General features: G+C 56.1%; 19 protein-coding genes and 1 pseudogene. 15 read left to right on the top strand and 5 right to left on the bottom strand.

Features of this window, described 5'->3' with window-relative positions; all coding sequences use genetic code 11:
- Positions 1-42: 42 nt before the first annotated feature.
- From JZX89_RS15030 to JZX89_RS14970, 13 genes and pseudogenes are all read left to right on the top strand, one after another.
- A complete protein-coding gene (locus JZX89_RS15030) occupies positions 43-822 on the top strand; it encodes an SDR family oxidoreductase (RefSeq protein WP_207134531.1) in 780 nt (259 codons plus the stop codon).
- Entirely contained in the window at positions 819-1,526 is a 708-nt protein-coding gene (locus JZX89_RS15025) for an amino acid ABC transporter permease (protein WP_045232789.1), read from the top strand. Before JZX89_RS15030 ends, JZX89_RS15025 begins: the two co-directional genes overlap by 4 nt.
- Entirely contained in the window at positions 1,523-2,281 is a 759-nt protein-coding gene (locus tag JZX89_RS15020) for an amino acid ABC transporter permease (protein WP_207134530.1), read from the top strand. Before JZX89_RS15025 ends, JZX89_RS15020 begins: the two co-directional genes overlap by 4 nt.
- Positions 2,278-3,033 (top strand): amino acid ABC transporter ATP-binding protein, encoded by a 756-nt coding sequence (locus JZX89_RS15015; RefSeq protein WP_045232788.1) that lies wholly within the window; start codon positions 2,278-2,280, stop codon positions 3,031-3,033. The genes JZX89_RS15020 and JZX89_RS15015 overlap by 4 nt, the downstream gene beginning before the upstream one ends.
- 32 nt (positions 3,034-3,065) lie before the next feature.
- Positions 3,066-3,902 (top strand): ABC transporter substrate-binding protein, encoded by an 837-nt coding sequence (locus JZX89_RS15010; RefSeq protein ID WP_045232787.1) that lies wholly within the window; start codon positions 3,066-3,068, stop codon positions 3,900-3,902.
- A gap of 101 nt (positions 3,903-4,003) precedes the next feature.
- The gene (locus tag JZX89_RS15005) at positions 4,004-4,678 is read left to right on the top strand and encodes a 4-carboxy-4-hydroxy-2-oxoadipate aldolase/oxaloacetate decarboxylase (protein WP_207134529.1); all 675 of its coding nucleotides are present in this window, start codon (positions 4,004-4,006) and stop codon (positions 4,676-4,678) included.
- Between the two features lie 114 nt (positions 4,679-4,792).
- Positions 4,793-5,563: an SDR family oxidoreductase gene (locus JZX89_RS15000; protein WP_207134528.1), complete on the top strand. Its 771-nt coding sequence runs from the start codon at positions 4,793-4,795 to the stop codon at positions 5,561-5,563.
- A 31-nt stretch (positions 5,564-5,594) separates the two neighbouring features.
- Positions 5,595-6,092 carry a gluconokinase gene (locus JZX89_RS14995; protein ID WP_207134600.1) on the top strand — a complete coding sequence of 166 codons (498 nt, stop codon included), beginning with the start codon at positions 5,595-5,597 and terminating at the stop codon, positions 6,090-6,092.
- A 10-nt stretch (positions 6,093-6,102) separates the two neighbouring features.
- Positions 6,103-7,062, top strand: a complete 960-nt coding sequence (locus JZX89_RS14990) for a 2-hydroxyacid dehydrogenase (RefSeq protein WP_210348484.1) — start codon at positions 6,103-6,105, stop codon at positions 7,060-7,062.
- Positions 7,063-7,072: 10 nt separating this feature from the next.
- Positions 7,073-8,104: an L-idonate 5-dehydrogenase gene (locus tag JZX89_RS14985; RefSeq protein WP_207134527.1), complete on the top strand. Its 1,032-nt coding sequence runs from the start codon at positions 7,073-7,075 to the stop codon at positions 8,102-8,104.
- Positions 8,105-8,980: 876 nt separating this feature from the next.
- Positions 8,981-9,301: a hypothetical protein gene (locus tag JZX89_RS14980; RefSeq protein WP_207134526.1), complete on the top strand. Its 321-nt coding sequence runs from the start codon at positions 8,981-8,983 to the stop codon at positions 9,299-9,301.
- A gap of 136 nt (positions 9,302-9,437) precedes the next feature.
- On the top strand, positions 9,438-11,561 hold the full coding sequence (locus JZX89_RS14975) for a putative bifunctional diguanylate cyclase/phosphodiesterase (protein ID WP_246746722.1): 2,124 nt from the start codon (positions 9,438-9,440) through the stop codon (positions 11,559-11,561).
- 471 nt (positions 11,562-12,032) lie between these two features.
- Positions 12,033-12,527, top strand: a pseudogene (locus tag JZX89_RS14970) (helix-turn-helix domain-containing protein); the annotation flags it as partial.
- Positions 12,528-12,616: 89 nt separating this feature from the next.
- On the opposite strand, the gene JZX89_RS14965 reads toward JZX89_RS14970, so the two are convergent.
- From JZX89_RS14965 to JZX89_RS14950, 4 genes are read right to left on the bottom strand one after another with little or no spacing between them, the layout of a single operon-like run.
- Positions 12,617-13,546 (bottom strand): AraC family transcriptional regulator, encoded by a 930-nt coding sequence (locus tag JZX89_RS14965; RefSeq protein WP_246746739.1) that lies wholly within the window; start codon positions 13,544-13,546, stop codon positions 12,617-12,619.
- A gap of 57 nt (positions 13,547-13,603) precedes the next feature.
- Complete coding sequence (locus JZX89_RS14960; protein WP_207134523.1) at positions 13,604-14,725, bottom strand: siderophore-interacting protein; 1,122 nt, start codon at positions 14,723-14,725, stop codon at positions 13,604-13,606.
- A 20-nt stretch (positions 14,726-14,745) separates the two neighbouring features.
- Positions 14,746-15,870, bottom strand: coding sequence for an ABC transporter substrate-binding protein (locus JZX89_RS14955; RefSeq protein ID WP_246746721.1), 1,125 nt, complete (start codon positions 15,868-15,870; stop codon positions 14,746-14,748).
- Positions 15,871-15,877: 7 nt separating this feature from the next.
- The gene (locus JZX89_RS14950) at positions 15,878-18,031 is read right to left on the bottom strand and encodes a TonB-dependent siderophore receptor (RefSeq protein WP_369809556.1); all 2,154 of its coding nucleotides are present in this window, start codon (positions 18,029-18,031) and stop codon (positions 15,878-15,880) included.
- A 156-nt stretch (positions 18,032-18,187) separates the two neighbouring features.
- Here JZX89_RS14950 and JZX89_RS14945 point away from each other — a divergent pair, with 156 nt between their 5' ends.
- Positions 18,188-18,838, top strand: a complete 651-nt coding sequence (locus JZX89_RS14945; RefSeq protein WP_207134522.1) for a TetR/AcrR family transcriptional regulator — start codon at positions 18,188-18,190, stop codon at positions 18,836-18,838.
- Between the two features lie 54 nt (positions 18,839-18,892).
- Complete coding sequence (locus JZX89_RS14940; RefSeq protein WP_207134521.1) at positions 18,893-19,639, top strand: 4'-phosphopantetheinyl transferase family protein; 747 nt, start codon at positions 18,893-18,895, stop codon at positions 19,637-19,639.
- Positions 19,640-19,807: 168 nt separating this feature from the next.
- On the opposite strand, the gene JZX89_RS14935 is transcribed toward JZX89_RS14940, so the two are convergent.
- On the bottom strand, positions 19,808-26,959 hold the full coding sequence (locus JZX89_RS14935; protein WP_207134520.1) for a non-ribosomal peptide synthetase: 7,152 nt from the start codon (positions 26,957-26,959) through the stop codon (positions 19,808-19,810).
- Positions 26,960-26,966 lie beyond the last annotated feature (7 nt).

The following is a 26,966-nucleotide window of genomic DNA, read 5'->3' as shown; positions in this document are numbered from 1 at the left end:
AAAAGCTTCGCTAAGCTCCATGGCAACAATAAGGGGATCACAATGCCATTCTCCGATTACAAGACCGCATTGGTCACCGGCGCATCGTCCGGTATCGGCGCCGCCATCGTTGAGCGGTTCCGCCGCGAAAACATTGAAGTCCACGCGATCGCCCGCAGTGCCGGGGCATTGAACCAATTGGCTCAGCGCACAGGCTGTATCGCCCACGTCATCGATGTCACGGATCGGGCAGCCATCGCTGATCTGGCAAACCAGGTGCAGTTCGATATTCTCGTCAACAATGCCGGTGTGGATCGCCCGAAGAAATTCCTGCAGGCCGATGCAGATGATATTGATCTCCTCGTCGACGTAAACCTGCGCGCCGTCCTCCACATCTGCCGTCTTATCGTGCCGGGCATGGTGGAGCGCGACCGCGGACACGTCATCAACATCTCCTCCATTGCCGGGAATTACAATTTCGGCGGAAACTCCACGTACCATGCCGTCAAGGCTGGCGTTGCCATGCTGTCGAACCAGCTGCGGCTGGATGCATTTGGCAAGCGTGTTCGCGTTACGGAAATCTGCCCGGGTCGTGTGGCGACGGATATTTTCAACCATGTTCACGGCAATGATCCAAGCATACGCGAGCGCTTTATCGATGGCTTCGAGTTGCCGAAGGCCGAAGATATTGCCGATGCCATCGCTTTTGCCATTGCCGCACCGGTTGCGGTCAATATCGGATATATGGAAATCACCCCGACGCTTCAGGTGATGGGTGGTCTGCAAACGGCCAGACCGCAGGCTGCAGGCGATGCTGGTGCATTGCAGGAGCTAAAGCCGTGAAGGGCTTTGACCTCTGGGCGATCTTGAGCAATCAGGAATACATTGGGATGCTTATCCACGGCATCGAGATGACATTCGTCATCTTCCTCGGGTCGTGGTCGCTGGCGATGTCGCTGGCACTCATCTTGCTCTGCATCCGGTTTTCACCCTTCCGCTTCGGAGACCGCATTGTCGCTGCATACGTCTCCTACCATCGCAATGTGCCGACGTTGGTGCAATTGATGCTCTGGTATTTCGGCATCTTTACGCTGCTGCCCTCTGGCTTGACCAATTGGCTGACCGACCACAATGCCGAAGCCATTTTCGCCGTTGTGGGGCTGGGCCTTTGCCAAGCCGCCTATTTCAGTGAAGATTTACGCTCCGGTCTCCGCTCGGTTGGCTCGGGTCAGATGGAAGCCGCCAAGGCCCTGGGTCACGGATACATCTCGGCCATGCGTTTCATCATCATGCCGCAAGGCGTGCGCAATGCCCTTCCACCACTCATTAATCACAGTGTGTCCCTGTTCAAGAACAGCAGTCTGGCGCTCGTCATTGGCGCGTCCGAATTGACTCATGCGATCAAGGAAATCGAAAATCTCAGCTTCCAGACCTTTGAGATTTATCTGGTCGGCACCGTCCTCTACCTCTTCTTCTCCCTGCTAATCATGGGTGCCGGTTCCTATCTGTCTATGCGCCTTGATCCCGTGTGGAGGGCGCGCGCATGATTGTCGAGATGATCACCATCGTTCAGGACAACTGGCTGCTGCTGTTGATCGGCCAATATCCAAACGGCCCGCTGGGCGGTCTGGCGAACACTATCATTCTTTCGGCGCTTGCCATCTTGCTTGCTTTCCCGGTCAGCATTCTCATGGCGCTGGCGTGCTTGTCCAAGTGGCGGCTTTTGCGGTTGCCAGCGACCGTGCTGGTTTATGTCACGCGCGGTGTGCCGCTGCTCATGCTCATCTTGTGGGCCTATTTCCTGATCCCCCTCTGGACAGGTGCGGATGTACCGAGTTTCGCCATCATGCTGGCAACGCTGGTGGTCTATCAGGGCGCGTTTCTCAGTGAAGTCGTCAGAGGCGGTATCGTTGCCCTCGGTGCCGGTCAGATGGATGCCGCAAGGGCACTTGGTCACAGCTATCTGGGTGCCATGCGCTTCATTATACTGCCGCAGGCCCTCTACAATATGATCCCCAGCATGATTTCGACTTTCGTCGCCACGATCAAGGACACCACGCTCGGCTATGTTATCAATGTGCCGGACCTGACCTTTGCGGCCAGCCAGGTCAACAACCAGCTTCTGACGCAGCCCTTCCAGGTCTTCCTCATTCTGGCCATCGTCTATTACGCCATCTGCTGGAGCCTGACCTATCTCGCCAACACAGTCGAGCGCCGCATTGCCAAGCGTCGCGCAGGCGTGGTCGCTCGCCCGCAGCAGGCAGCCTTGGCGCAGGCAAAAATCTTAACGGAGCAGCCATGACAGTATCTTCGACAGAACAGACAATCCGTATTTCGAATGTCTGCAAGAGCTATGGCGATTATCAGGTTTTGAAGAATGTGGACGCGGAAGTCGCGCGCGGAGAGGTGGTCGTCATTTGCGGGCCCTCCGGCTCGGGCAAATCCACGCTCATCCGTACTGTCAACCGGCTTGAGGAGATTAACAGCGGGTCCATCACGCTTGACGGTCAGGACATTCACGCAGCGACGAAGACGAGGGAACTCAACCTTCTGCGCAGCCGCGTCGGTTTCGTCTTTCAGAGTTTCAATCTGTTCCCGCATCTATCGGTTTTAGAAAACGTCACGATCTCGCCAATCCGTGTCAAAGGCGTTTCACCGGCGGCGGCGCAGGAAAAGGCAACAAAGCTGCTCGACCGGGTGGGGCTGTCTGACAAGGCGGGCGCCTATCCGGGTCAGTTGTCTGGTGGTCAGCAGCAGCGAGTCGCGATTGCACGCGCGCTTGCCATGGAGCCACCCGTCATGCTGTTCGATGAGCCGACGAGCGCGCTCGACCCCGAAATGGTTGGCGAAGTTCTGGCCGTCATGAAGGGGCTGGCCTCAGAAGGCATGACCATGCTGTGCGTCACACATGAAATGGGCTTCGCCCGTGAAGTTGCCGATCGCATCTGGTTCATCGACGCCGGTGAAATTCTTGAAAAAGCGACGCCAGAAGAGTTTTTCAAGACCCCCCGCCATCCGCGCGCGCAGCGGTTCCTGTCCGATCTGCGCCACTGATACCAAGCAAAATCATAAGAGGAGAACAAGAAATGAACTGGAAATCCCTGACACTGACGGCGATCCTTGCCTCTACAGTGCTTGCCTCGCCAGCGGCTGCCGATCAGCTGGACACCATCATGAACAACAAGGTACTGCGTTGCGCGACCTTCGCGGATGTCGTTCCCTTTGCCGCACCCGATCCGAAAACCCGCGAAATGGCTGGCTTCGACGTCGATCTGTGCAACGCCATCGCCAAGGAACTGGGCGTGAAGGCCGAAGTCAAGCCGGTTTCGGTCGAAGCCCGTGTACCAGAGGTAAAGCTCGGTCGTGTCGATATCACCGTTGCCAACCTCGCTTACACACAAAGCCGGGCCGAGCAGATCCAGTTCTCCGACCCCTATTATCTGGCTAAGGAAATGCTGATCGTTCCTGTGGATGATGCGGGCAAGAAGAAGGCCGATTATGAAGGCCAGCGTGTGGCCTCCACCAAGGGCTCTACATCTGAAATGTCGATCAAGCTCAACAAGTCCGATCCGTTGACATTCCAGGATACAGCTTCCGCTTACCTCGCCGTCCAACAGGGCAAGGCGCGCGGCATGGTCGCCAACACGATGACGACGACGAAGTTCGTCAACGAATCCAAGACCAAGGGTAAACCAATGCGGATGATCGAGGAGCCGATGCTGTATCAGCCAATCGGCATCGGCATGGCAAAGGATAATCCCAAGCTGACGGCAAAGATCAACGAAGTCCTTCGCAAGCTGGATTCTGACGGCGAGATCAACAAGATTTGGGACAAGTGGCTCGGACCGAACACCGAGTACAAGATGTCCCGAACCGACAAGGTCGTTCCGCTGTCCGAGCTGAAGTTCGACCCGATTCCCTGATGCTGCCGGGCAAAGCCACGGCCACAATCTGAACCACAGCACTTAAACTTAATAAAAGCGGCGGGACGCTCCCGCCGCCGTCCTTACCATGGGAGGTTTTTATGATCCACATTAAAGATATCGCAGAACGGCCGAGCAAGGCAGACATCGACGCGCTTTCGAAGTTTTCGCCAGCCACCATTCACGAGGCACAGGGCCGTAAAGGTGCACTTTCCTCCCGTCTTAAGCCGGTTGATTACCGGATGAAACTGTGTGGCCCTGCATTCACGGTCAAGTGCGCGCCGCGCGACAACATTATGCTGCAACTGGCGATCAACTACGCCAAGCCCGGTGACATCATCGTCGTTTCCGCCGGTGAGTACGAGGAAGCTGGCTCCTTCGGTGACGTGCTGGCCAATGCTTGCCTCGCCAAGGGCATCGGCGGTCTGGTCACAGACACAGGCGTACGTGACACGCTACAATTGAGAGACCTCGGTTTCCCTGTGTTTTCGCTCAGCGTCTGCATCAAGGGTACGGTCAAGGAAACGATCGCGGCGGTCAACGACAGCATCATCGTTGGTGGTGAGATCATTAATCCCGGGGACATCATCGTCGGGGACGCAGATGGGCTCGTGGTCGTGCGTCGGGAAGATGCGCAAGAGTCGGCTAGACTTTCTCAAAGCCGTGAAGACGCCGAAGCAGGTTATATCGAAGCCTACAAGCAGGGCAAATCGGTTATCGAAGTTAGCAATCTGGAGCCTGTTTTGAAGGCAAAAGGTCTCGTTATCGATATCTGATCTTCAAGAACTGCACGAAATGCATGAGGCGTTTCGTGCTCTCCCACCCGAACGGCGTAACGCTCTTTACGCCGTTTTGCTCATGCAGTCCGTTGTTGAGGGAACGAGGTTCCGATGACTTTTCCACTTTTTGACCTTTCCGGTTCACGTGTCCTGATCACGGGTTCTTCGCAGGGGATCGGGCTGGCGCTCGCCAAAGGAATGATCGACCACGGCGCGTCGGTGGTTCTGAATGGTCGCGACACGGTCAAACTCGCCGAAGCAGCGGCAGCTCTGAAAACGGAAACAGGCGTTTCTGTCGAAACCGCAGATTTCGACGTGACCAATGAGGAAGCCGTTAACCGCGGTGTCGCATCCATCGAGCAAAATGCAGGCCCTATCGACATTCTCATCAACAACGCCGGCATGCAGTTTCGTACCGCACTTGAAGATTTTCCAGCGGATCGCTGGGAGCAACTACTGAAAACCAATATTTCGAGCGTCTTTTACGTTGGCAAGGCAGTTGCGAGGCATATGATTAAGCGAGGGCGCGGCAAGATCATCAATGTTGCATCCGTGCAAAGCGAACTCGCCCGTCCGGGTATCGCACCCTATACAGCGACCAAGGGTGCGGTGAAGAACCTGACGAGGGGCATGTGCACCGACTGGGCAAAACACGGCCTTCAAGTGAATGCGATCGCTCCTGGTTATTTCAAAACGCCGCTCAATCAGGCGCTCGTTGATAGCGAAGAGTTTTCATCCTGGCTTGAGAAGCGCACGCCTGCTGCCCGATGGGGCAATGTCGATGAACTTGTCGGCGCTGCTGTCTTCCTGTCCGGTAAAGCTTCCTCTTTCGTGAACGGTCATACGCTCTATGTCGACGGTGGCATTACAGTTTCCCTCTAAGCTGAATGGAGCTCGGGGACCCATTGTGGTGATGGGTGTCTCGGGATGCGGCAAGTCGTCCGTTGGCCAGCAGTTGGCCTCCATTCTCGGCTATCGTTTCATTGAAGGCGATAGCCGTCATCCAACCGAAAATGTGGAAAAGATGCGCAACGGCATCGCGTTGGTCGATGCAGATCGGTGGCCTTGGCTTGAAGCGCTTGGTGCCGAACTGAGCCAAGAAGGAAACACGGTAATATCCTGCTCGTCTCTCAAGCGATCCTATCGTGATCTCTTGCGGGCAAAAGCAGGGCGGTCGCTGATATTCGTTTTCTTGAATGGCTCGCGTTCTACGCTGGTCTCAAGGATGGCGGCGAGGGACGGCCACTATATGCCGCTGTCTTTGCTTGAAAGCCAGTTGGCAACGCTGGAAATTCCTGTCGGAGAGCCGGATGTCGTCACTGTTGAGATCGAGCAGCCTGTCGAAAGAATAGTTTCAGAAGCAATTGCTCGCATCGCTGGATCGACTTTGCGGCAGCAACAGAAAAATTAATAAGATTGTCATGGAGGAAACGGTGATGAAACCGGAAATTCTGCTCGTCGGTCCGTATCCGGAATGGGACCTTGTCGAACTGGAAGTGCAATACGACGTTCGCAAGCTTTATGAGGCTGCGGAAAAGGATGTATTTCTTGAAACGTATGGCCCTCAAATTCGTGCAATCGCGACCCGTGGTGAACTCGGCGCATCCGCTGAGCTGATCAATAAGCTTCCGAAGCTCGAAATTGTCTCAATTTATGGGGTCGGCTACGACGCGGTCGATCTTAAGGCTTGCCGCGAGCGTGGCATTCGCGTGACGAACACCCCGGATGTGCTGACCAATGACGTTGCCGATCTCGGCATCGGCATGATGCTCGCCCAGTCGCGCGGGATCATTGGCGCAGAAACATGGGTGAAGGATGGGAGCTGGCGAGAAAAGGGTCTCTATCCCCTGAAGCGTAGGGTATGGGGCCGGAAAGCCGGCGTGCTTGGTCTCGGTCGCATCGGTTTTGAAGTCGCAAAGCGCCTCAAAGGTTTTGGTATGGATATCGCCTACAGCGACGTCGATGCCAAGCCATATGCAGATGGTATGACGTTCATCGCCAATCCCATCGAGCTCGCGCGTCACGCGGATTTCCTATTTGTCACGCTCGCCGCGTCGGCTGCCACGAAACATATCGTTTCCAAAGACGTCATCGAGGCATTGGGACCCGAGGGCATGCTGATCAACATCTCGCGTGCACCCAACATCGATGAGGAAGCATTGCTGACAGCGTTGGAAACCGGCGCGGTGGGCTCGGCGGCACTTGATGTGTTCGAGGGTGAGCCGAAGCTCAATCCACGTTTTCTTGAGCTTCACAACGTGCTTGTCCAGCCACATCACGCCTCCGGTACGATCGAGACCCGCAAAGCCATGGGCAAGCTGGTGCGAGACAATCTCGCCGCCCATTTCGAGGGCGTGGTCCTGCCAACACCTGTACTGTAAGGATAGCTCCATGAAAGCCGTCGTCATTCATTCAGCCAAAGACCTGCGGATCGAAGAACGGGAAGCCGAAAGCCTCGCTGCAGGACAGGTGGAGGTTGCGGTCGAAGCCGGTGGCATCTGCGGCTCCGATCTGCATTACTACAATCACGGCGGTTTCGGTACCGTTCGCCTTCGTGAGCCAATGATCCTGGGACATGAGGTCGCTGGAACAATCCGGGCACTGGGAGCAGGCGTTTCAAACCTCGCCGTCGGTGACCGGGTCGCGGTATCGCCCAGCCGCCCCTGCAATACCTGCGAATATTGCCTGAAGGGTCAGCAGAATCATTGCTTGAACATGCGCTTTTATGGATCGGCCATGCCGATGCCGCACATTCAGGGCGCGTTCCGTGAAAGGCTAGTGGCTGCGGCCTGGCAATGCCACAAGGTGGCGGATGGCGTATCTATCAATGAAGCCGCCATGGCCGAGCCATTCGCGGTGACACTTCATGCGGTCAATCGGGTGGGCAGTCTCGCTGACAAGCGGGTTCTAGTAACGGGATGCGGTCCGATCGGTGCGCTCGCCATCATCGCCGCACGTGCCCATGGCGCTCGGGAAATCGTGGCGACGGATGTCATGGATGCAGTCTTGAAGAAGGCTTTGGAGGTCGGGGCAGATCGAGTCATCAATGTCGCGGAGAACCCACAAGATCTTTCTGCCTATTCAGCGAATAAAGGATATTTCGATGTCCAGTTCGAGGCATCCGGAAATGAGCGTGCAGTACGTTCGGGGCTAGAGGTTTTGCGACCGCGGTCGACCGTTGTGCAACTGGGTCTCGGAGGCGACGTGTCTATCCCGCAAAATATGGTTGTCGCTAAAGAAATCGAAATGAAGGGCACATTCCGCTTTCATGAAGAATTCGGTTTGGCCGTTGATCTCATCGGCAAACGTCGCGTCGATCTCAAACCATTGCTCACCGGAACCTTTCCTCTCAATGATGCCGTAACAGCATTCGAAGTTGCAGGTGACAGAAGCCGCTCGATGAAAGTGCAAATTGATTTTTAGTCACGATCATCCAGATCTCCAGCGGGTACTGCTGAGTAGAACGCGCAAAAATAGAGGGCTGTAACGTCAAATTCGAGATTGATAGGCTTTTTTATCTGCTTGGCCAGCAGTTCGATTCCGCTCAAGAGCAGGCTATTACGTCTCTTGCTCAAATTGATTACGCGTCTGGCCAAAAATCTTCCGCTGGCCGTCGGCGGTGGCGAAAGTTGGCTTCTTTGCCTAGCCGGTCGAAGAGCCGCGCCGCCGTCAACCCAATCAGCAGAAGGACGGGGGCGGCCAGCTGCGCTAACCAAATCATCGGCTCTGGCCATTGCAGACACGCAGCAAATATGGCTCCCACCACGGAGGCTGCAAGGGTCAGCAGGAGACTGATCACGGCACCCGAAGCCACCGCTACGATCAAAGCGAAAGTCACAACTATAAGATAGACAATACTGAACATAGGTCTTTCTCGGACTGACGGATAACCGTCCAGCGCGGCTTCCGTAGCTGCTGCGAGCAGCGGACACTCTAAAGAATATGTGATCCGCGTTAACAGCCTGATACTGTAAGCCCCGGCAGTCCTACGTCACATGCCAAGGATTGAGAATACCATCGATGGGTTTCCTCATTTAACTTGTCATCACTTTGGTAGAAGCAATGCCGCAGCAAGAAGCTGGTCGCGATCTCGCAGGCCTTCATTGTAGAGCCTGGCCACTGATACCGTTAGCCTCCCAATCGCGGACGGCTCTCGAACGAGACCTTGCGCACGGGCGACCTCCTTGACGATACTGGCACACAGACGTGCATCTTCTCTTGAGATGAGCTCAGGCATTTCCTACCTCTCAAATTGCCCCCCAGACCGGGGCGGGACTGTAAACTATTTAGAAGTTCAGGTTGGCGCAGGCCGACAATGCGGGAATTGCTGACCTGTCGATCGGATATCAGGTCGTCGCACAAATGATCAATCCCTTGGAGCCGGACCTCGGGTTGTTTCAGTTCAAGCCGGTTGGCTATGCCAGTGGATCGGTTCGGATTTGGCAGATCATAGCGCAAGGCGCCTGTACTCATCTTCGCTTTGGCCGCTATCCGCATGATATTAAAGATGTTTCGAGCCGCATTGACCCTCAACTACGAACGTGGACAGCACCTCTTACGGACGCTCATTGCACGCTAGGGAAACTGGTGATTTGGAGCGAAGGAAAAGAGGATCGTTAACTCTGTCCATTCCCTCAGGCTTAACCCAGATGCTGTAGGGTTTGTCCAACGAAAGGGCAGATGGCGCATGATTAGGCAGTCACAATGGTTCGCGAAATGGGGCCTCCCGGCAAGCGTGTCCGCGTTGGTTGGAGCGATGTTACTCGGCACCCTTTACTGGTCTGCCGCCGAAATTGACGAGGTCGCCGTGGAACGGCAGAAGGGTTTGGCCACCCTCATCGTTTCAAAAATCCGATCTTCGGTCGCTCACGATCAAGAGAGTGCCACCGTGTGGGACGACGCCGTCATCAGAACTAAGGACCGTGATCAGGATTGGCTTAACGTGAACCTTGGGCAGTGGATGGACACCTACTTCAGCCATGATGCCGCCGTCGTGCTTTCTGCCAATGGGCTGCCCATCTACCAATATATTTCAAAATCAGCCAGCGAGGTGTCACAGCAAGACCTTCGCTTGGCTTACAGTCCGATGGCGAAACGGCTGCGTGAAAGGATGGCTGCAGGAGACCATGAGGGTGTTTCGGACACGGTACTGTCAATCGGCGAGAGTGATCTGACCTATGTAGGGGAACGACCTGCTGTGGTCAGTGTCAAACCTATTCTGTCTGACACAGGCGAGATCGAGCAGCAGGCGGGCGAAGAGAACCAGCATGTCGCGGTACGGTTTTTGGATCGAGACTTCCCGTCTGAAATAGGTAGCGAATACCAGTTCGCCGAGATGCAGTTCACAACGGAGATGCCACGCGACAAGCGCCACTCCCATATCGCCCTCACCTCGAAGTCTGGAAAGGTGATAGGGTACTTTAACTGGCATCCATTTGAACCGGGCAGGAGCGTTTTGCAGGCAACCCTCCCGGTTATCGGACTTTCCGTCATTGGCATATTCGTCGCCGCCAGCCTGGCCGGGCATGGAATCTGGCGACGCTCGGTTAAACTCAATTCCAATCGCCGGGAACTTCAACATTTGGCGCTTCGCGACACTTTGACGGGCCTCGCGAACAGGGGTTATTTTAATAATGAGCTCGCGGGGCGCCTGAGGAAAGCATTGCCTGAGGACGTATTCAGCGTGCTCTTCATTGACCTCGACCGGTTCAAAGCGGTCAACGACACATACGGACATCCAACCGGTGACAGGCTGATTTCTCTCGTTGCTGCGCGAATGAGGGAAATTCTCCCGGACGCTCTGATCGGACGGATCGGAGGCGACGAATTCACCGTCTTGCTCGAGAGGACGAACGCCGACGAGGTCGTCGCCGTCGCAGACAAAATCGTCGCGTGCCTGCGCGAGCCTTTTGAGATCGACGGAGTATATGGCTCCATTGGTGCGAGCGTCGGTGCGGCGATCGCAACAGGTGTAAACGTGGATCCTGTCGAGCTGACGAGGAAGGCGGATATCGCGCTCTATCACGCAAAAGCTGCGGGACGGAATACATATGCATTATTTGGCGATCATATGGACGAACTTCTCCGCACCCGCCGAAAACTGGAGCATGATCTTCGCGAGGCATTGTCAACGGGGACGCAGATTGAGGTTGTTTACCAGCCGGTCTACTGTGCTGACAGCTCGCAACCTTGCTCGGTCGAGGCGCTGGCGCGGTGGAAACATCCAGAGCTAGGCTCTATCGCTCCGGATATGTTTATCCCGCTTGCAGAGGAGATTGGCGTGATCAACAAGATTGGCGCTCATGTCTTGGAGGACGCGTGCAGCCTGATCGCCGGGTTGCCTCCCATCAGTGTCGCCGTGAATGCATCCGCCTCCGAACTCGCTTCTGCTGGCTACCCACTGCGGGTTCTTTCTACCCTGGCCAAATGGGGGATCGAGCCGGCTCGATTGGAAATCGAGATAACAGAAAGCTTGGCCATTAATAGTGAGGAAGAGACCGAGCGAAACATCGCGATGCTGAGAGCGGCAGGGGTAAGATTTGCAATCGACGATTTTGGCACCGGGTACTCTTCGTTCTCAAGGGTTCAAAACGTGACTGTCGACAGGCTCAAGATCGACAAGTCGTTTATCACTGGTATGGGCGAGGGCAGGAACAGCGCGATTGTCGAAGCGATCATCAAGATGGCGCGTGCCAACGGGCTACAAACAACCGCCGAAGGGGTCGAAACCAACCAGCAGAGAGATGCGCTGAAATCGTTGGGCTGCGATAACATCCAAGGGTTTCTGATGTCGCGCCCAATGGCGCGTGCGGACGTTACGGTGCTTCTGCAGATGTCTGCCTTACCACCAAGCAGGACCGACTCTTCTACCGCTTGCTAAGTCGCAGGGGACATGAATGCCGAGGTGCATCGTCGCTGGTTGCTTTGCGTGGAGGCAGCATCATCGGTCCTAAAGGGAAATGTAAGGGTCTATCTGTCCTGAGAAGTGGCCGGCATCCGGCGTAACATTGATGGTCTGTCGGCGTTCGTTGAGACGGCGATCAAGGAGGCGCCTGGCTCTGGCGCGATCTTCAGATTTCACATGAAGCGCGCCTATAGTTGAGCCAATTCGCAAGAGAGGCACGGAAACGTAGAACTTTAGGGTCGTTGGGTGGGGTTAAAGTGCCTCATCAGGGTCTTTGACCGTCTCGCCAAAGGCCGCCACGGTGCGGCACCCGTTGCAGAAGCCGCAATGTAATCTGCTGGACTGGAAGTTATCGGTCGCAAGAAGTCGTATTGATGTTGGTTTCCATGCGGAACTGAGCCGGTGGGGGTGCGGACGAAAACTTGGACCACCAGCAGGAGGTAGTTCATGTATTCCTACGCAGACAGACTTCGAGCCGTTGAGCTCTATATCCGGCTTGGCAAGCGGCTCAAGGCAACCATTCGGCAGTTGGGTTATCCCACAAAGAATGCCCTGAGGGGTTGGTACCGCGAGTACGTCGAGAATCGCGACTTGCGTGTTCAGGCGGTAGCTCGAGCACCGAAATTTTCCGAGGTCCAAAAGCAGGCTGCCCTTGAGCATTACCGCACTCACGATCGTTGCATCTCTTCGACGATGAGGGCGCTTGGCTACCCTGGCCGCGGAACTCTAACCGGATGGGTCCGAGAGGCCTTTCCGGAGGCGCGCTCATCCATGGTTGGTCGATCTTGGCGCCGTGGCTATTCCGATGAGATCCGGCAAGCGGGGGTCATAGGTCTCTGTCGTGGAGATGAAAGCGCTCAACAGGTGGCTGACCGGCTGGGCGTCTCAAGGCCGACATTGTATAGCTGGAAAGACCAGTTGCTCGGTCATGAGGCTTCTTCGTAACCGATGTGCCAGTCACACCCTGGCGAGAGAGTTCCGTATTCGGTCCTGTAGGTCGGAAGCGGCCCCAATGCTGCAAAACGTATTCTTTAAAGGTCAAGGTGTTGCAAACGGAAACTGGAAGGGTTGATGCCGAACGTTCTTTTGAACGCGATACTGAAAGCTGTGTCAGAGCTGTAGCCAACGGAATATGCGACATCCACGATAGAATGACGTTCCCGTTTCAAAGATGCGGCAGCCACCATCATGCGCCAATGCGTCAGATAGTCGAGCGGCGCTCTCCCGACACGTTCCTTGAACTTCAGCGAAAAGGCCGTCCGCGACATTCCCACCGCCTGCGCAAGAAGATCGACAGTCCAGCGTCGGCTTACATCGCCATGCATCAACGATAGAGACGCTGCGATCTTGGGATCTGTCATGGCCGCGAGCCATCCTTGAACAAAGTCTCCCTTGGATATGTAAGCACGGATGATGTGGACCAGAACGAGATTGGCAAGGCTGGACGCCGCGATGAAAGTCCCAGGAGCACCGTGTCCGTTGCTTTCGAAACTTAACAATGGCAGCAATGCTTCAAGCTGTTCACTCCCAAGACTTCCTCTCTCGATGTGAACAATCGGCGGCAGAAAGCTCAACAGACCTGCTACTCGATCATCTGAAAAAGAGAACCTTCCCGCCGCTGCTATTGTGAGCTCTCCAGCATTCCCATATCGAACGATACCGTCTGAACCGATGTGTTCATTAAAAATTGAAGCTCCATCCATAGGCTGAAGGCTGGGATCGGACGCAACGCAGTAAGACTTACCATTGGTCAAAAGGTAAAAGTCCCCAGCCTCCAGCCGAATGGGCTTTCCTTCATCGACCCAGACCCACCGGCTTCCTTCGATGACGGTGCCAAACTTCATGTGCCGATAGGTGGGATAACGGATCGCGTGCGGCCCTCGCGTCTCCAGGCGAGACGACAGGACGCTATCGATCCGCGGCCCCTTCGATTGAGATCTAAACAGCTCATTCTGGCACATTTCGATGCCGTTCAGGGCCGTCCACTCCAACATCAATATGGACGGAAATTAACGTCTTCACGATGGCAGATACGCTTCGGCTCCTCTGGCAATGATCTCTTCTTCACTCAAAGATCGGTGCCAGTGCGAGTAAAGGAGAAAGCGATCTTTTGGTATCGCAACGCTTTTCCTCAGATGCCGGTAAATGACACTGAACGCCTTATGCTCGCAGCCGCCCCATACAAAGACTTTGCCCGAATTGTCTGGCCATTGCACTCTACCCAGAGCCTCTTGGAGTAAGGTCGTGGTACCCGCTTCCGAGCCGTTGCGATGGAGCCAGAGGATGGAAACGCCTTCGGGGCTCTTCAAAACCAGTTCGTCCTGTTTGGAGCCGACCTCGATGAAGGCATGACCGGTCGCTGTTGCGGGGAGGTTTTCGAGGATCCGGGCAATTCCGGGCAACGCTGTTTCATCTCCAGCAAAGACATAGAAATCTGCCTCCTTAGGACCATTCGCGGCAGGACCGAGAATCCCAACAAGGTCGCCGGGTCGTGCATCAAGCGCCCACCGGGTTGCAGGTCCCGGGTTGACGTGAAGCGCGAAGTGGATCGTAATTTCCTGGTCTGCAGCGTTGATATGCCGGATCGTATAGACGCGTGTGGGGATAGCTTCATCATCTGGCCAGATGACATGGCCGCGATGATCGAGCATGGGCCATCGCGGCACCGCGATGCCGCGTGGCTGGAAGATGAGCCGACAGTGAAGCTGGTCGTCGCGATCGTACCGTTCCAAGTTCTCTCCCCGAAACGTTATACTGCGAAAGCGCGGCGCAATGTCTTTGACCGATTTTACGTGCAGGATGCGGAGATCGTCCGGCAATGCAGGGTCTGTATGATCGCCTACCCACTGGATTTCCAGCGTCTCGCGTGCGGCGATAAAGCCGATCGGTCCAACGAGAGCGTGCTTCAGTCGATTAAGACCGCCAGCATCCACAGCTTCCGCCGTCAGCCGGAAGCCGCTTCCGGTCGGTTCGAATGTGGCGTTGCCAAATGGAGACCGGATATGGTGAACACCGGCGACTTCTTCCATGGTCATGTCATGCGTGGCGATCGCCTCAACGATCGGGTCAACATATTGGTTGATCCGGGGAAACTCTACAATCGCCTGTGAACGGAATGACTTGCTGATCTTTGAAGACATTGTCGCCTTGCTCCAGGTACCTAGATCGAGGTCCACAACGGTCCCTCGATTGGAAACGCCGCGAAATCGCGATTGATAGTGTTGAGAATATTCTTAGTGTCGATGCCGGCACATTCCTCGGGGTGCAGCCATTTGGCGACTTGTGCCACAAAGAGAATGTTGAGGGGTGGATTGGTGATCAACCCAGTCCATATCCCGTAAACGCGCTTGTTACGAACGCTTGCCAACTCACGAAAAGCTCCACGTTCGTTGATAAGGCGCTTTAATCCGCCCTCACCCAGCTTCGGATCGAGTCCGGGGCCGATTGCTGGCCGGCTGCCCGAGGCCCATCCGCCACCCGAGGCAATATAGACGTCATGCGGGGTGGACAGGAGATATTCGAGCGAAAGCTTCTCAAACCATGGGGCGGTTACACCTGGCAACGGCTGGCCACCAGCGAGTGCCAGCAGATTCCCCCAAACCTTACGACCCGCCGCCCAGCAGCAGTCGTCAAGCGTGGATTGGACTTCGAGATAGGTCGTGACCGGTTTGGCACCGGAGATTTTCGACTGGATTTCTGCCAGTTCCTTCTCGTAAAACGCGATGAACGCGTCTGCCTTGGCAGAGGCACCGAGAAGTGCCCCCCACATTTTCATCGATGTTTTAAGATCGGCAACCGGGTCCGCGATGTGCTCACCGGCGAGCGTATTGCTGGAAGCATCGCTAAAGACGATGGGAATGCCGAGTCGACCAAGCCGCTCGACCAGCGAATCCCCATTCCCCGGCGGCGTCATGAACGAAGTTGTCACGATGAGATCGGGCTCGAGGCTGACCAGTTGCTCCAGCGAGATAGTATCGGGGGATTGTTTACCCACGATCTGGATTGTGTGGCCATTAACGAGGCGTTTTGCCAGTACGTCGCTGTCTACACGATCAACCGCAGCCCAGCCAACAACGAGGTTGGCTGGGTCTGGATGCAGGAGCGACATGGTCAGGAGATCATGCGCCTCCAGAAGGATGATCCTTTTTGGCACAGTCGGCAGTTGCACTTTGCGCCCTGCCATATCCAAGACCGTGATCGCTTGTTCAGCTCTCGCGAACGTGTTGATCGAAAAAAGCGCCGCGGCGGCGAGGGATGCGCTAAATGTTCTGCGTGTAATCGTCAACGCTGCCTCACCACTTGTATTTAAGGCCAGCAAGGACAGTGCGACCGTTACCGTATTGGCAATAAAATCCAGAGCTGCAGGACGAATAATATTCCTTGTCGAGCAGGTTGGTGAGATTCAATGTTGCCTGAAGCCCTTTCAGGTTCGCATTTCTTGCGCCGAAATCATAGCGCAGGGCTGCGTCCAGCAAGGTATATCCCTCGGCCTTGAAGGTATTTTCATCACTGCTGTAGCTGGAGCCGACGAAGCGGACGCCGCCGCCAACACTCAAACCTTCCAGCACGCCTGTGTCTACGGTGTAGTTTGCCCAGAGCGAACCGTAATAACGTGGTACGGCTTCCGGGCGATTGCCTATTTTCGATGCAATGCCAGACTCCGAAATTTCAGTGTCGAGCAGGGAGAGCGCTGCAATCAGTTCGAGATTGCTGCCAACGTTACCTCTCGCTTCGAACTCCAGCCCGCGAGAGTGAATCTCTCCCTGTTGTTCGTTCACAGCTGTTTGAGCATTGTAGTAAACGACGTTTTGTTGGCGAATATCGAAGGCCGAAACCGTGAACAGGGCATCTATTCCTGTTGGCTGATACTTGACGCCCACCTCATATTGCTGTGCCTCTGTTGGCTTGAATGGCGTTCCACCCGGACCTGTGCTGGTCGAGGGTTCGAAAGATGTGGAGTAGCTGGCGTATGGTGCTATGCCATTGTCGAACAGATAAAGCAGGCCGGCGCGATAGGTTGTGGCGCTGTCCGATCGTTCGGCGGATGCCCCGTTAATGAGATTATCGGTGTCTTGCTTGGCCCAATCGTGTCGCACTCCGAAGACGCCGCGCAGGCCGCCCAGTTCGATCTGGTCCTGCACATAGATGCCTGTCTGGCGTAGGGACTGGTCGGTGTTGGTGAATTGTGTAAGAGGACCTACTGGCTGGCCATAGATCGGATTCGATACGTTCAGGGGACTAGCCCCGAACCCCAGAAAATATTGCCAACTGCTGTCGGAATGCTGGAGGTCAATACCAGTAAGAAGAGTATGCTGGACTGCCCCTGTGTCGAAGTTGAACTCGGCCTGGTTATCAAACGAGAAGCCGCTAGCGTCTTCGATGGAATGCACTGCCCACCTGGGAATAACGCCCGCACTCGACATCTGCCCGTTCATCTGCAGTGACTGCATGTCGATATCCACTCCCGAATAGCGGAAGTTTGACCGAATTTTTATCTGCTCATCGAACCTGTGTTCAAACCTGTAGCCGACGCCATATTGCGTGCGCTCGAATGAGTCGTAATTTGGGTCGCCAACATTGAGATCACGGCTCAGGAAACTGGCATAACCGTTTGGTGCCAGAGATTTCGGATAAAGCGAGTTGAAGTAGCCGCCTTCAGGGTCGCGCTGATAATAGCCTGAAAACACCAGCGAGGTATCCGCATCCGGCTCCCACTTCAAAGATGGCGCGACACCAATACGCTTTTCGTCGACATCGTCGTAACGTGTGCCGGAAGAACGGCCGACTGCTGCAATACCATATTGCCACGTTCCATCGGCTGTGACCGGCCCTGTGGAGTAAACCCCGCCCTGAACCCGTCCATCCGTTCCAGCTTCAAGTCTGACCTCGTTTGACTGGACATCGGAAGGTTCTCTGCTCACCTGATTGACGAGACCTCCGGGGCTGACCTGACCGTACAGGAGCGCTGCAGGCCCCTTGAGCACATCCACATGGTCAAGGAAAAAAGGATCAATGGAGGGTGTCGCGAAGGCCTGCCCGCGTTGAAGCTTGAGGCCATCCAGATAGTTGACGTAGTTTGTCGACAAGCCAAAGGCACCGAAGCCGCGAAGAAACACAGAATCGTAGCGAGAGTTTGAATCTCGATCCGAGAGAACACCAGCCGAGTAACGGAGTGCTTCGCTCACTGTCTGGGGGTTCTGGTCGTCGATCTGCTTGCGCGTCACTGTTGTAATGGATTGCGGTGTCTCAATGATCGGCGTCACAGTCTTGGTGGCTGAACGGGCAGACTTAGCTTGCACTGTCGTGGACGTATCATCGAGTGTACCGCTCCCTTGCACGACGATAGGTGCAAGTTGCGTTGGGCCTTCCTGGGCCCAACTGTGAGTATGAGCTAGCAAAACGCTAGATGCCATAAGAATTTGTTTTATAAAAAAGCCTTGCTTCACGAAATGCCCCCATGGTCCAAGCCTGACATATTTGTTAGACTAGTAAATCAAACGGGAGCGTCCTGTCCAGTATCATGAAGCATTTTGTCAACTTTTATGTTGGCAAGGCTGTATAGGCCCTCAGGCTGTATCGGGATGAGATAAAAAGGAGAAAAAATGGGATATCAGAACGTGCACGCGACCGCCCGCGTCGGTCGGCCCCGTAAGGCTGACCTCGACGCTGCGGCCGAGAGAATAATCAAGGCGGCAACAGAACTTTTTGCCAGCAGAGGGTTTGCAGGGACGTCGATGGAGCAAGTCGCTTCGCAATGCGGAGCCGGTAAGGATACGGTGTATCGCCGATATCCCTCGAAGGTCGCCTTGTTTGAAGCGGTCGTCGAAGATGCCCACAAGCGCGCCATCAACAAACTGGAGAAAATGCCCGCTGCAAACGGCGACGCGCTTGAACGTCTGCGGTCGCTCATGCTTGAACTTTTGCATGTGAATATGGAGCCGGACCTGATCGCGTTGAAGCGCATCACATTCAGCGAAGCTGTGGTTTTTGAGAAGCATGGGCCTATCCCGCCCCAACCCGATCCAATCATGGAAAGGTTGGTAGAGGCGGTCAGCACGGCACAAGAGGCTGACGTAATTGTCCACGGAGACGCCAACGCGATCGCGATTCATCTTATCCACTGTCTGGTCGCGTTGCCGACGGCCGCGGCAATGACAGGGAGTAGCAAGTTTAGTTCGCGCCGAGAGGTCGAGGAGCACTTTTGGAAAACGTGGCATTGGCTGATCAATGGATTGAAGGGAGCGACGGCCTAGCGTGTCATCAGGTCTTGTCGACTGACCGCCATCATCCTGGGACCCGGATCCGACATGCATAGGGACTTTTCTTATCAGTCAATGCAACCGGGTTTCCTGCACGACATGGAGATATTGTGCGAAGCGCCGGGCGAGTTTATCGCCTTGGCAGCACATTATGACATCCATGCCTACACGCCGGTTCACTTCGAGACCTATGATATCGACTTCCCTCAAAAGTTGACCAAGGCGGTTCCCAAACGTCAAAGTGAATTTCTCGCCGGGCGTATTCTTGCTTGCGCCGCACTGGAAAAATTGAATCGTCCGAGGGCCACGATAGCCATCGGGGATGCGGGGTCTCCTGTATGGCCCAAAGGAATATCGGGGTCTATTAGTCACTCGAATGGAAAATGTGTTTGCCTTGTCGCTTCTGAAGAAACAAGGCTGGTTGGTATCGACATTGAAAAGATGCTGACTGGTGCCTCCTTAAAGGCAGTCTTGCAAGAAGCTTTGAACGCTGAGGAGCGGGATCGGGTTTGTCAGCAAAAGACAATCGATCCTGCCGTTCTTGCGACGCTGATATTTTCCGCTAAGGAAACCCTATTCAAAGCGCTGCATCCAATCGTTAAGAGTTTCTTTGGCTTCGATGCAGCGATTTTCAACGGTGTGTATGGCGATCACGCTCTGTCCTTGTCCATTGTGCACTCGCTTCATCCGAGCGTTCCGAGCAACAAAGAGATATTGATCGATTTCGATATCGATGGAGAGTTTGTCAAGACGTGGATGATGCTCGATCGTCACACGCTCGCGCCTTGGGCGTGACGGGACGCCTTCGGTCAGCCCCGGGTTGAAGTCATGATGCTCATTTCAATTGACCGGCGCGGAGAGTTTGCAAAGTCAATCTGGATCATTATACCGTTGCCCGGAGGCACCCCGCACCGTGTGCTATCGCTGATAGTGCGGGGTGATCTTATTATCAACGAAGTGTCTTTAGACGCTTAACATCGACCTCCGCCCCGGAAAGAAACCGATTTTCGTAAAGTACTCGACATAACGATCGAGTATAGCATCGGTTACGGGTGGCGGTGAAATGCCCGAGCCTGCCAGAGCAGCCTCGACCCGCTCTTGACCAAGTGCGGATTCCACCTCGAGGCCATTATACTTGTTCAGGTGATCCGCGAGGAGGAGAATGGAAGACAAGGAGTCATCTCCCTGCCGGGCTCTTTTCTCCGCTTCCTTAGTGAGGCGCTCTCGCCAAGCGTCGAATGGGATAACCTCTAGGCGATGGCCTGCTCTTTTAGCTGCCTCCAGAATGGCTCTAATGCTCGTCTGCGTTCGATTGGAGAGATGGTAGGTCTCGCTGGGCACCCCGCGTTCTATGAGTGCGACCAGTGCTTGCGCCACATAGTCGACAGGCGCGAGTGTCAACTTGTCCGATCTCAGGTCCGGGGCCGTCTGAAGCAGGAGTATTGATCGAATAAAATGCCAAAAGCCCATGCTGTTGCTGCCGATCCCCGTCTCGCTATCTCCGCTGACGCGTCCGGGACGATGGATCGTCACGGGTAGGCCGCTCGCCGCCGCTGCGTGCATAAGCTCCTCGGCGACCCATTTGCTCTGGACGTAACCTGTCTCCTCAACCTCATCAATCGTCAGACGGGTTTCCTCCATTATGACTGGGGGATTTTGACCGCGACGTGCCACCACCGATGCCGTTGAGACAAAATGCACGGGCGTGACTCGAACGCCACCAGCGGAGAGCCGCAGGATCTCTTTCGCGCCACCGACATTGATTGGGGCAAGACGAGAATAGGAATCGAACTCGTTCGTCGCACCCCCATTGTGGACGATGACGTCAAGTTGGTCGGCGAGTGCGACAAATTTTTCTGCCGTCAGGCCTAGCCGGGACTGTGACAGCTCGCCTGCAAGTCCAACGATCCGTGCGCGGAAAACATCGTCCCACAGGCCGTACAGGGTGAGCGAGGCGCGGACACGCTCGGCGGCCGCCTCATCATCCCTTGCGCGCACCAGGCAGTAGATCCTGGCCTTGGTCTTCCGAAGCATCTCGGCGAGCGCAAAGGAGCCGATGAAACCGGCGGCACCGGTCAACAGGATAGTTTCGACGGTTGCGAGCGTCGGTCGCGAAGGAGCGGCGGTGTTGTCCGAAGCCATGATGTCCTGAGGCAAAACAAGATCCGCGAGCATGAGGTTCGTCTCGGAACCGACGTCGGTGCTTTGCGCCCTTGCAGACAGCACGTCGTCCTTGCTCGATCCGAGGCACAAGGCAAGGGCTGCCGGAGTTGGATGATCGTAGATCTGCCGGACATTGATTGCCGGGCTCAAGGCTTCGCGCAGCAGGCCGACGAGACGGACGGTGAGAAGGGAGTGACCACCGGATTCGAAGAAGTCGTCAAACCGGCCGATCGACTGGCGATCCAGCACCGAGGCAAAAGCGTCGCAGATGACCCGCTCCGTTTCGTTGATTGGCTGTTCGGTTTTGACGTCTGTGTTCGCCGGGTCGGGCAAGGAGGCGATGTCGAGCTTGCCGTTGATTGTCCTTGGGAGGTCTTCAACGAATACGATAACGGCAGGCACCATGTAGGACGGCAACTGCAGGCGCAAGAGCTCACGCAGCCCATCTGCATGCGTCGATTGCCCGTCGCTGACAACATAGGCGACGAGACGGATGGACCCGTCCTGGGTCTTCCTCCCAACGACCGCCGCGCGCTTCACTCCTGTTTGCGCGACCAGGGCGTTTTCAACTTCAGCCGGTTCGATGCGATAGCCGCGAATTTTCAACTGGCTATCAGAGCGACCGAGATAGTCGATAGTGCCATCGGACCGCCAACGAGCAAGGTCTCCTGTACGATAGATTCGCTCTCCCGGCTTGCCGAACGGATTTGCAACGAAGCGTTCCGCGGTCGTCGCGGCACGCCCGACATAGCCGCGCGCCAAGCCGACTCCTCCGAGATAAAGTTCGCCCGTGACACCCACCGGCGACGGATGCAGGCCAGGGCCGAGAATATGCGCATCCGTGTTGGCGATAGGCCGGCCGACGGTCGGTTCGGCGTTATCGGCCAGGTCCGCACCCAAGGCATTGATGGTGTATTCGGTCGGTCCGTAGAGATTGTACCCGCCGACGCCCGGTGCCTCGCGCAGGCGTGTCCACAGGTCCTGGCCGACCGCCTCACCGCCAAGTGAGACGAAGACCACGCCGGTTCCGGTCTTTCCTCGTGGTCGATCCCGTTCAAGAAGTCCATGTTCGACCAGATAGCTGCCATAAGTTGGGGTAACGTCAAAGGCGTCGATTTCTTCTCGGTCGAACAGCGGCAGCAGTCGATCCGGGTCTCGTCGGAGCTCATCATCGATCACATAAACCTCATGTCCGGCCAGGAGCCATAATAGCTGCTCCCAGGAGGCATCGAAGGCAAAGGAGGTCGTGTGGGCAATTTTCAGGCGACGTCCTCCCTGTGATGCGAGGACCGGAGCAAAGATCGCTTTCCTGTGGTTGATGAACATATTGGTGAGACCGAGATACGGCACGGCAACCCCCTTCGGTTCGCCTGTCGATCCCGAAGTGAAGATTATATAGGCCAGATGCCTCAGTCCGGCTGGCCGTTCAGTCTGCGGCATGGTCTTCGGGAGGCGCTTGAGCTCTGCTTGGGTTTCGAACTTATCGAGAAGGACGACGCGGGGATCTGACTGGTATTCCGGTGGCAGAAGCCCGGTCAGGTTGTTGACGCTCAGGATAACTGTCGGCTGCGATTGATCGAGCATGGAACGAATTCGATTGACGGGCGTCTCCAGATCGATCGGAACATAAGCCGCATGGGCGGCAAAGACCCCAAACAGCGCGATGATCATTAATTCTGAACGGGGCAGGAGCAACGCGACCCGATGTTCCGGCAGGGCTCCTCGTTTATGAAGCAGGTGGGCCAGTTGGTGTGCGGCTGTCGCCAGTTCCTCGAACGTGAGCCTCGTATCGCCCGCTGTGACGGCATTATCATCCGGAGTGGCCAATGCCTGCTTGACGAGGAGATCCGCCACGGAAAGTGAGCCGATCTCCATCTCTTCGCCCGCAATAGAGCGGGGCAGCAAGGCGCTATCGTCTGGCAGCGCATTGACGGTTAGCAACGGCTGATCCGAATCGTTTGCGAAGCGATTCAGTATATGCGCATAGGCCCGGATGAGGGCTTGCGCCTGATCTGGTTCGATCACGTCGCTGCGGAACATCAGGCGCAGGTCGATGACCTCTCCCTTCGGCGTGACGGACATACTGAGGGGATAGTGGGTAGCGTCGCGGACGCCGGCATTGCCTATGCAGATGTCGCCCTGCTCCGCCAAGTCGACTATTGGCAGGTTCTGTACGGAAAACAGAGTATCGAACAGCGGGCTATGGCCCGCGATCTGCTGCAGTCGCGTCAGATTAACATGCGAGTGCCGCAGAGAGACGGCTTTTTGCGCGTGAAGAGCGCTAAGCGCTGTTTTGACCGACTGGCGACCTTGGACCTCTACCCGGACAGGAACTGTATTGAACATGAGACCGATGATCTCGTTCACATCATCTATTTCCGCCGGTCGGCCAGAGACGACATTTCCGAAGACCACGTTGGAATTTCCGCTCAGCCGCATCAGCAGCGTTCCCCATGCAAGCTCAAGAACCGTGCTCAAGGTCGTTGAACCCGAGCGTGCGAGCCGGGAGAGCGCCAGGGTGGTTTCAGTCCCAATGGAAAGTATGTGTTCGCCGCTGTGCTCTGCACTCGCTTCAAGGCCACGGGCGGTTGGGTAGAGTATCGTCGCTTCGCTCCCGACCAGCACGTCGCGCCACACCGCTTCAGCATCTGCGATGTTTTGCTGCGTGAACCATCGCAGATAGCGACTAAACGGCGGCGGAGGGGCTGTGCCTACAGGGTCGCGATATAACTGAATGATGAGGCGATAGAGTAGGCGGATCGACCAGCCATCCAGCAGGATATGGTGAGCAGTCAATAAAAGCCGATAGCGCGTGTCGTCCGCATTTTCGGGAAGCCGAATGAGGGCAAACCGGATCAATGGCGGGCGGGCCGCGTCAAAGCGCGCCGCATATTCTTCATCCGCAATCAGTCCGGCGTGGCTCTCGTGAGATACCTGTACTGCGCGCCAGGGAACCTCGACATTGGCAGGCACGACCTGCACCATCCGCCCTCCGATCTCAGCAAAGCCGGCCGTCACGGTCGGCGTGAGCTCGATGGCTCGTTTGACTGCACGATGGAGACGATCGGCATCAAGCTCACCAAAGAGATCGAGTGACGTCTGAGATATGTAGACTTCGTTCGCCCCTTCCGAGGCACCGACGGTATGAAAGCGCAGACCTTCCTGAAGGGGAGAAAGCGGTAGTATGTCACGGATCGTACCGAAGGATTCTTCAAGACGCCGCCGATCCCACCGCGAGAGTTCGACAAGCTCGTCGTCTGTCGTTGGATTACTGGTATGGGCGGGCGCGACGGCGGTGAGGAATTGTGCGAAGATGTCATGCCAGGCCCCAATGGAAGCCTCGATTTCGGATGCGTTGCCATGAGCATCAATGCCAAGCAGAGCCTGATTGTGCCGAAGATCAATTCGCAGAGCCCAGTGTTCTTTCGCCTCATAGCTCGCCTGTTCTGGCGGAATCGGACCATCTCCATCATCGGTGGTGACGATGGACAGTGTCAGGTCGGGGCGAGGCGTATCGTCAAGCGCACCGGCGACATCTGGACTGAGGTCGCGCGCCAGCAGGTAGGTGACGGCGAAATCGCCGCTGATCCCTTGATCGCGATCAAGGCCAAGAATCTGGCGCGCCGCTTGAAGAAACATGTTGGTCAACTGCGGCGCAAATAGTGTTTCGCGGGCAGCTTGCTGGGGTGGAGCAACCAGAAAGGGGAAGCTGCGCCTGCACCAGCCAACGGTCGTTCCCAGCGCGCTATGCGCGTAACGATCACGGTCCGCTTCGTTGACCTCAAGCAATAGCGGGGCGCCCGAACGGCGTTTCACCCAAAGTATCGCTGCCACGGCCGCAGTCCGCAGTGCGGCTTGATCAAGGTGGCCAGCGGGGGTAGGAAGCGCCACGCTCCGCTTGGCAGCCACGAGCGCGTCTCCTGACGGATCATCGGTTGGTTCGCGGCTTTCCGCTTGCTCAAGCATATCCAGCCAAGATTCCGTATGGGCAACCATGTCCGTCTGCGCTGCGAATCGAGCGGTGCGCGTCAGCCAATCTGCGTAGGATCCGGTCGCCTGCGGGCGCGGACCACCTTCTGAGCGAAGATGCGAGAGATCTGCGAGTAGGACGCTCCAGGATTCATCGTCGATCCAGCGTCCGGATGCCTGCAGTTCCAAAATACGCGAAGGCGTAGGGGCTTCGTCGTTGGACGGTTCCCTCAGCCAGGCGGCAAATCGCTCTGAATCGGCAGCTTCTGCCGGCTTCTTCCGAAAAACGGGAGTATCCCAAAGTTCGGCTGACCCCGCAAGATTCCAGTGCCCACTGTCGCGGTCTCGTCCCAGACGCAGAGCGTCATGTCGCTCCAGCATTCGCACCAGCGCGGCGACGATATCGGTTTCCTCTGCACCGTCAGCAAGACGGATGGCGCGACGTGTCGGGATCGTAGCACCCTGGCGCTCTGCCAATATCGTTGCCAGGGACGCAGCGTCGGAGCCGAGGTGCTTATGCCCGAACTCCGCCAGCTGCGACAATCGCAATTCCGGATGATGCGCAGCCTGCCCAAGAATGCCGATGACCAGTTCCAGAAGATGTCGTGCCGTAGACTCTTCGAAAAGATCGCAGGCATAGAGCAGTGAAACGCCGATCCGCCCGCCCGTACCTTCATCATGAATGACAAAGGTCAGATCGAATTTCGCTTGTGTCTGTCGAGGCTCTTCCAGCTGCATGGTCGTATTACCGAACCGTAGTTCTGGCCAAGGCCGCGTCGCTGTGACCATGACGCCGAAAAGCGGGTTTCGCGCTGCTACGCGTGGGGGATTGATATGTTCGACGACGCTCTCAAACGGTACATCGCGATTGTCGAGAGCCTTGAGCCCAGTGTCATGGACGCTCCGAAACAGCTCGGAGAACTCTAAATCTTTCGTCGTGTCGACACGAACGACAACGGTGTTGCTGAAAAAGCCGACGAGTTGATCGAGCGTGGAATCTTGGCGCAGATCGACGGCCGTGCCCAGCGGTATGTCCTGACCGGCACCAACGCGCCCGAGTGCCACGGCAACAGCAGATTGTAGTGCCACAAGTGGTGTGCCGCCATATGTCTTAGCCGTTCGCCGCAAGGATTCAGACAATCCTCCTCCTAGCCAATGTCTGATCTGACTGCCCGAAAAGGTCGGGGCCTCGGGGCGTGGTCGGTCGAAAGGAAGAGAAATTTCCACCGGAAGATCGGTCAGCTGGCTTTCCCAGAAGGCGAGTTGCTTGGCATGCAGGCTCTCTGGAGTTTTGTGATCTCCAAGATGTCGCTGTTCCCACAGGGCGTAGTCGGAGTAGCGGATACTGGATGCTGGCGGCAGTGCATCTGACTTTGTTCCATGCCCATAGGCTCGTTCCAAGTCGGCAAGAACAATGCCGAAAGACCCGCCATCTCCAGCGATATGCGGCACAACGATGACGACGGCGACGACAGTTGCACCATTTTGAATGACCAAAGCGCGCAGGGGGGTATCGGTTTCCAAATCGAAAGGCTCATCGCGGGCCTGAAGCGCAAGCTCATCGACTTTCTCATCCACCGGCTTTGAACGATCGTTCAAAGCCAGCGTCAAATCGATTTCGGTCACGTGTGGAGCAAGATATGGTTCGATGATCTGCTCGGGAACTCCGGCTGGTCCGGCCCTGTATCGCGTCCGCAATATTTCGTGTCTGCGTACGACCTGCTCAAGCGCATCGCTCAGGGCCGGGACTGAAAACGAAGAGGCATTATCGGGCCGAAGGATAATGCAGAAATTGTATGCCGCAGACCCCTCCGCAAGTTGCGAATGATACCACATACGGCGCTGTGCCGAAGAAAGGACGGAAGGCCCCTCGCGTTCTTCACGCCGGGGGCGGTCGGTCGCAACGGATTGCTCTGATTGAAGGAGGCCTGCACCCGCGAGCCGCTTTAGCAGGAGCTGTTGCTTACGATCCGAAAACGTCATCTATCTT

The sequence above is a fragment of the Agrobacterium burrii genome (genome assembly GCF_017313405.1).
GTDB lineage: Bacteria > Pseudomonadota > Alphaproteobacteria > Rhizobiales > Rhizobiaceae > Agrobacterium > Agrobacterium burrii.
The sequence above is the reverse complement of the archived record's forward strand: the minus strand, read 5'-3'. Positions and strand labels throughout refer to the sequence as shown.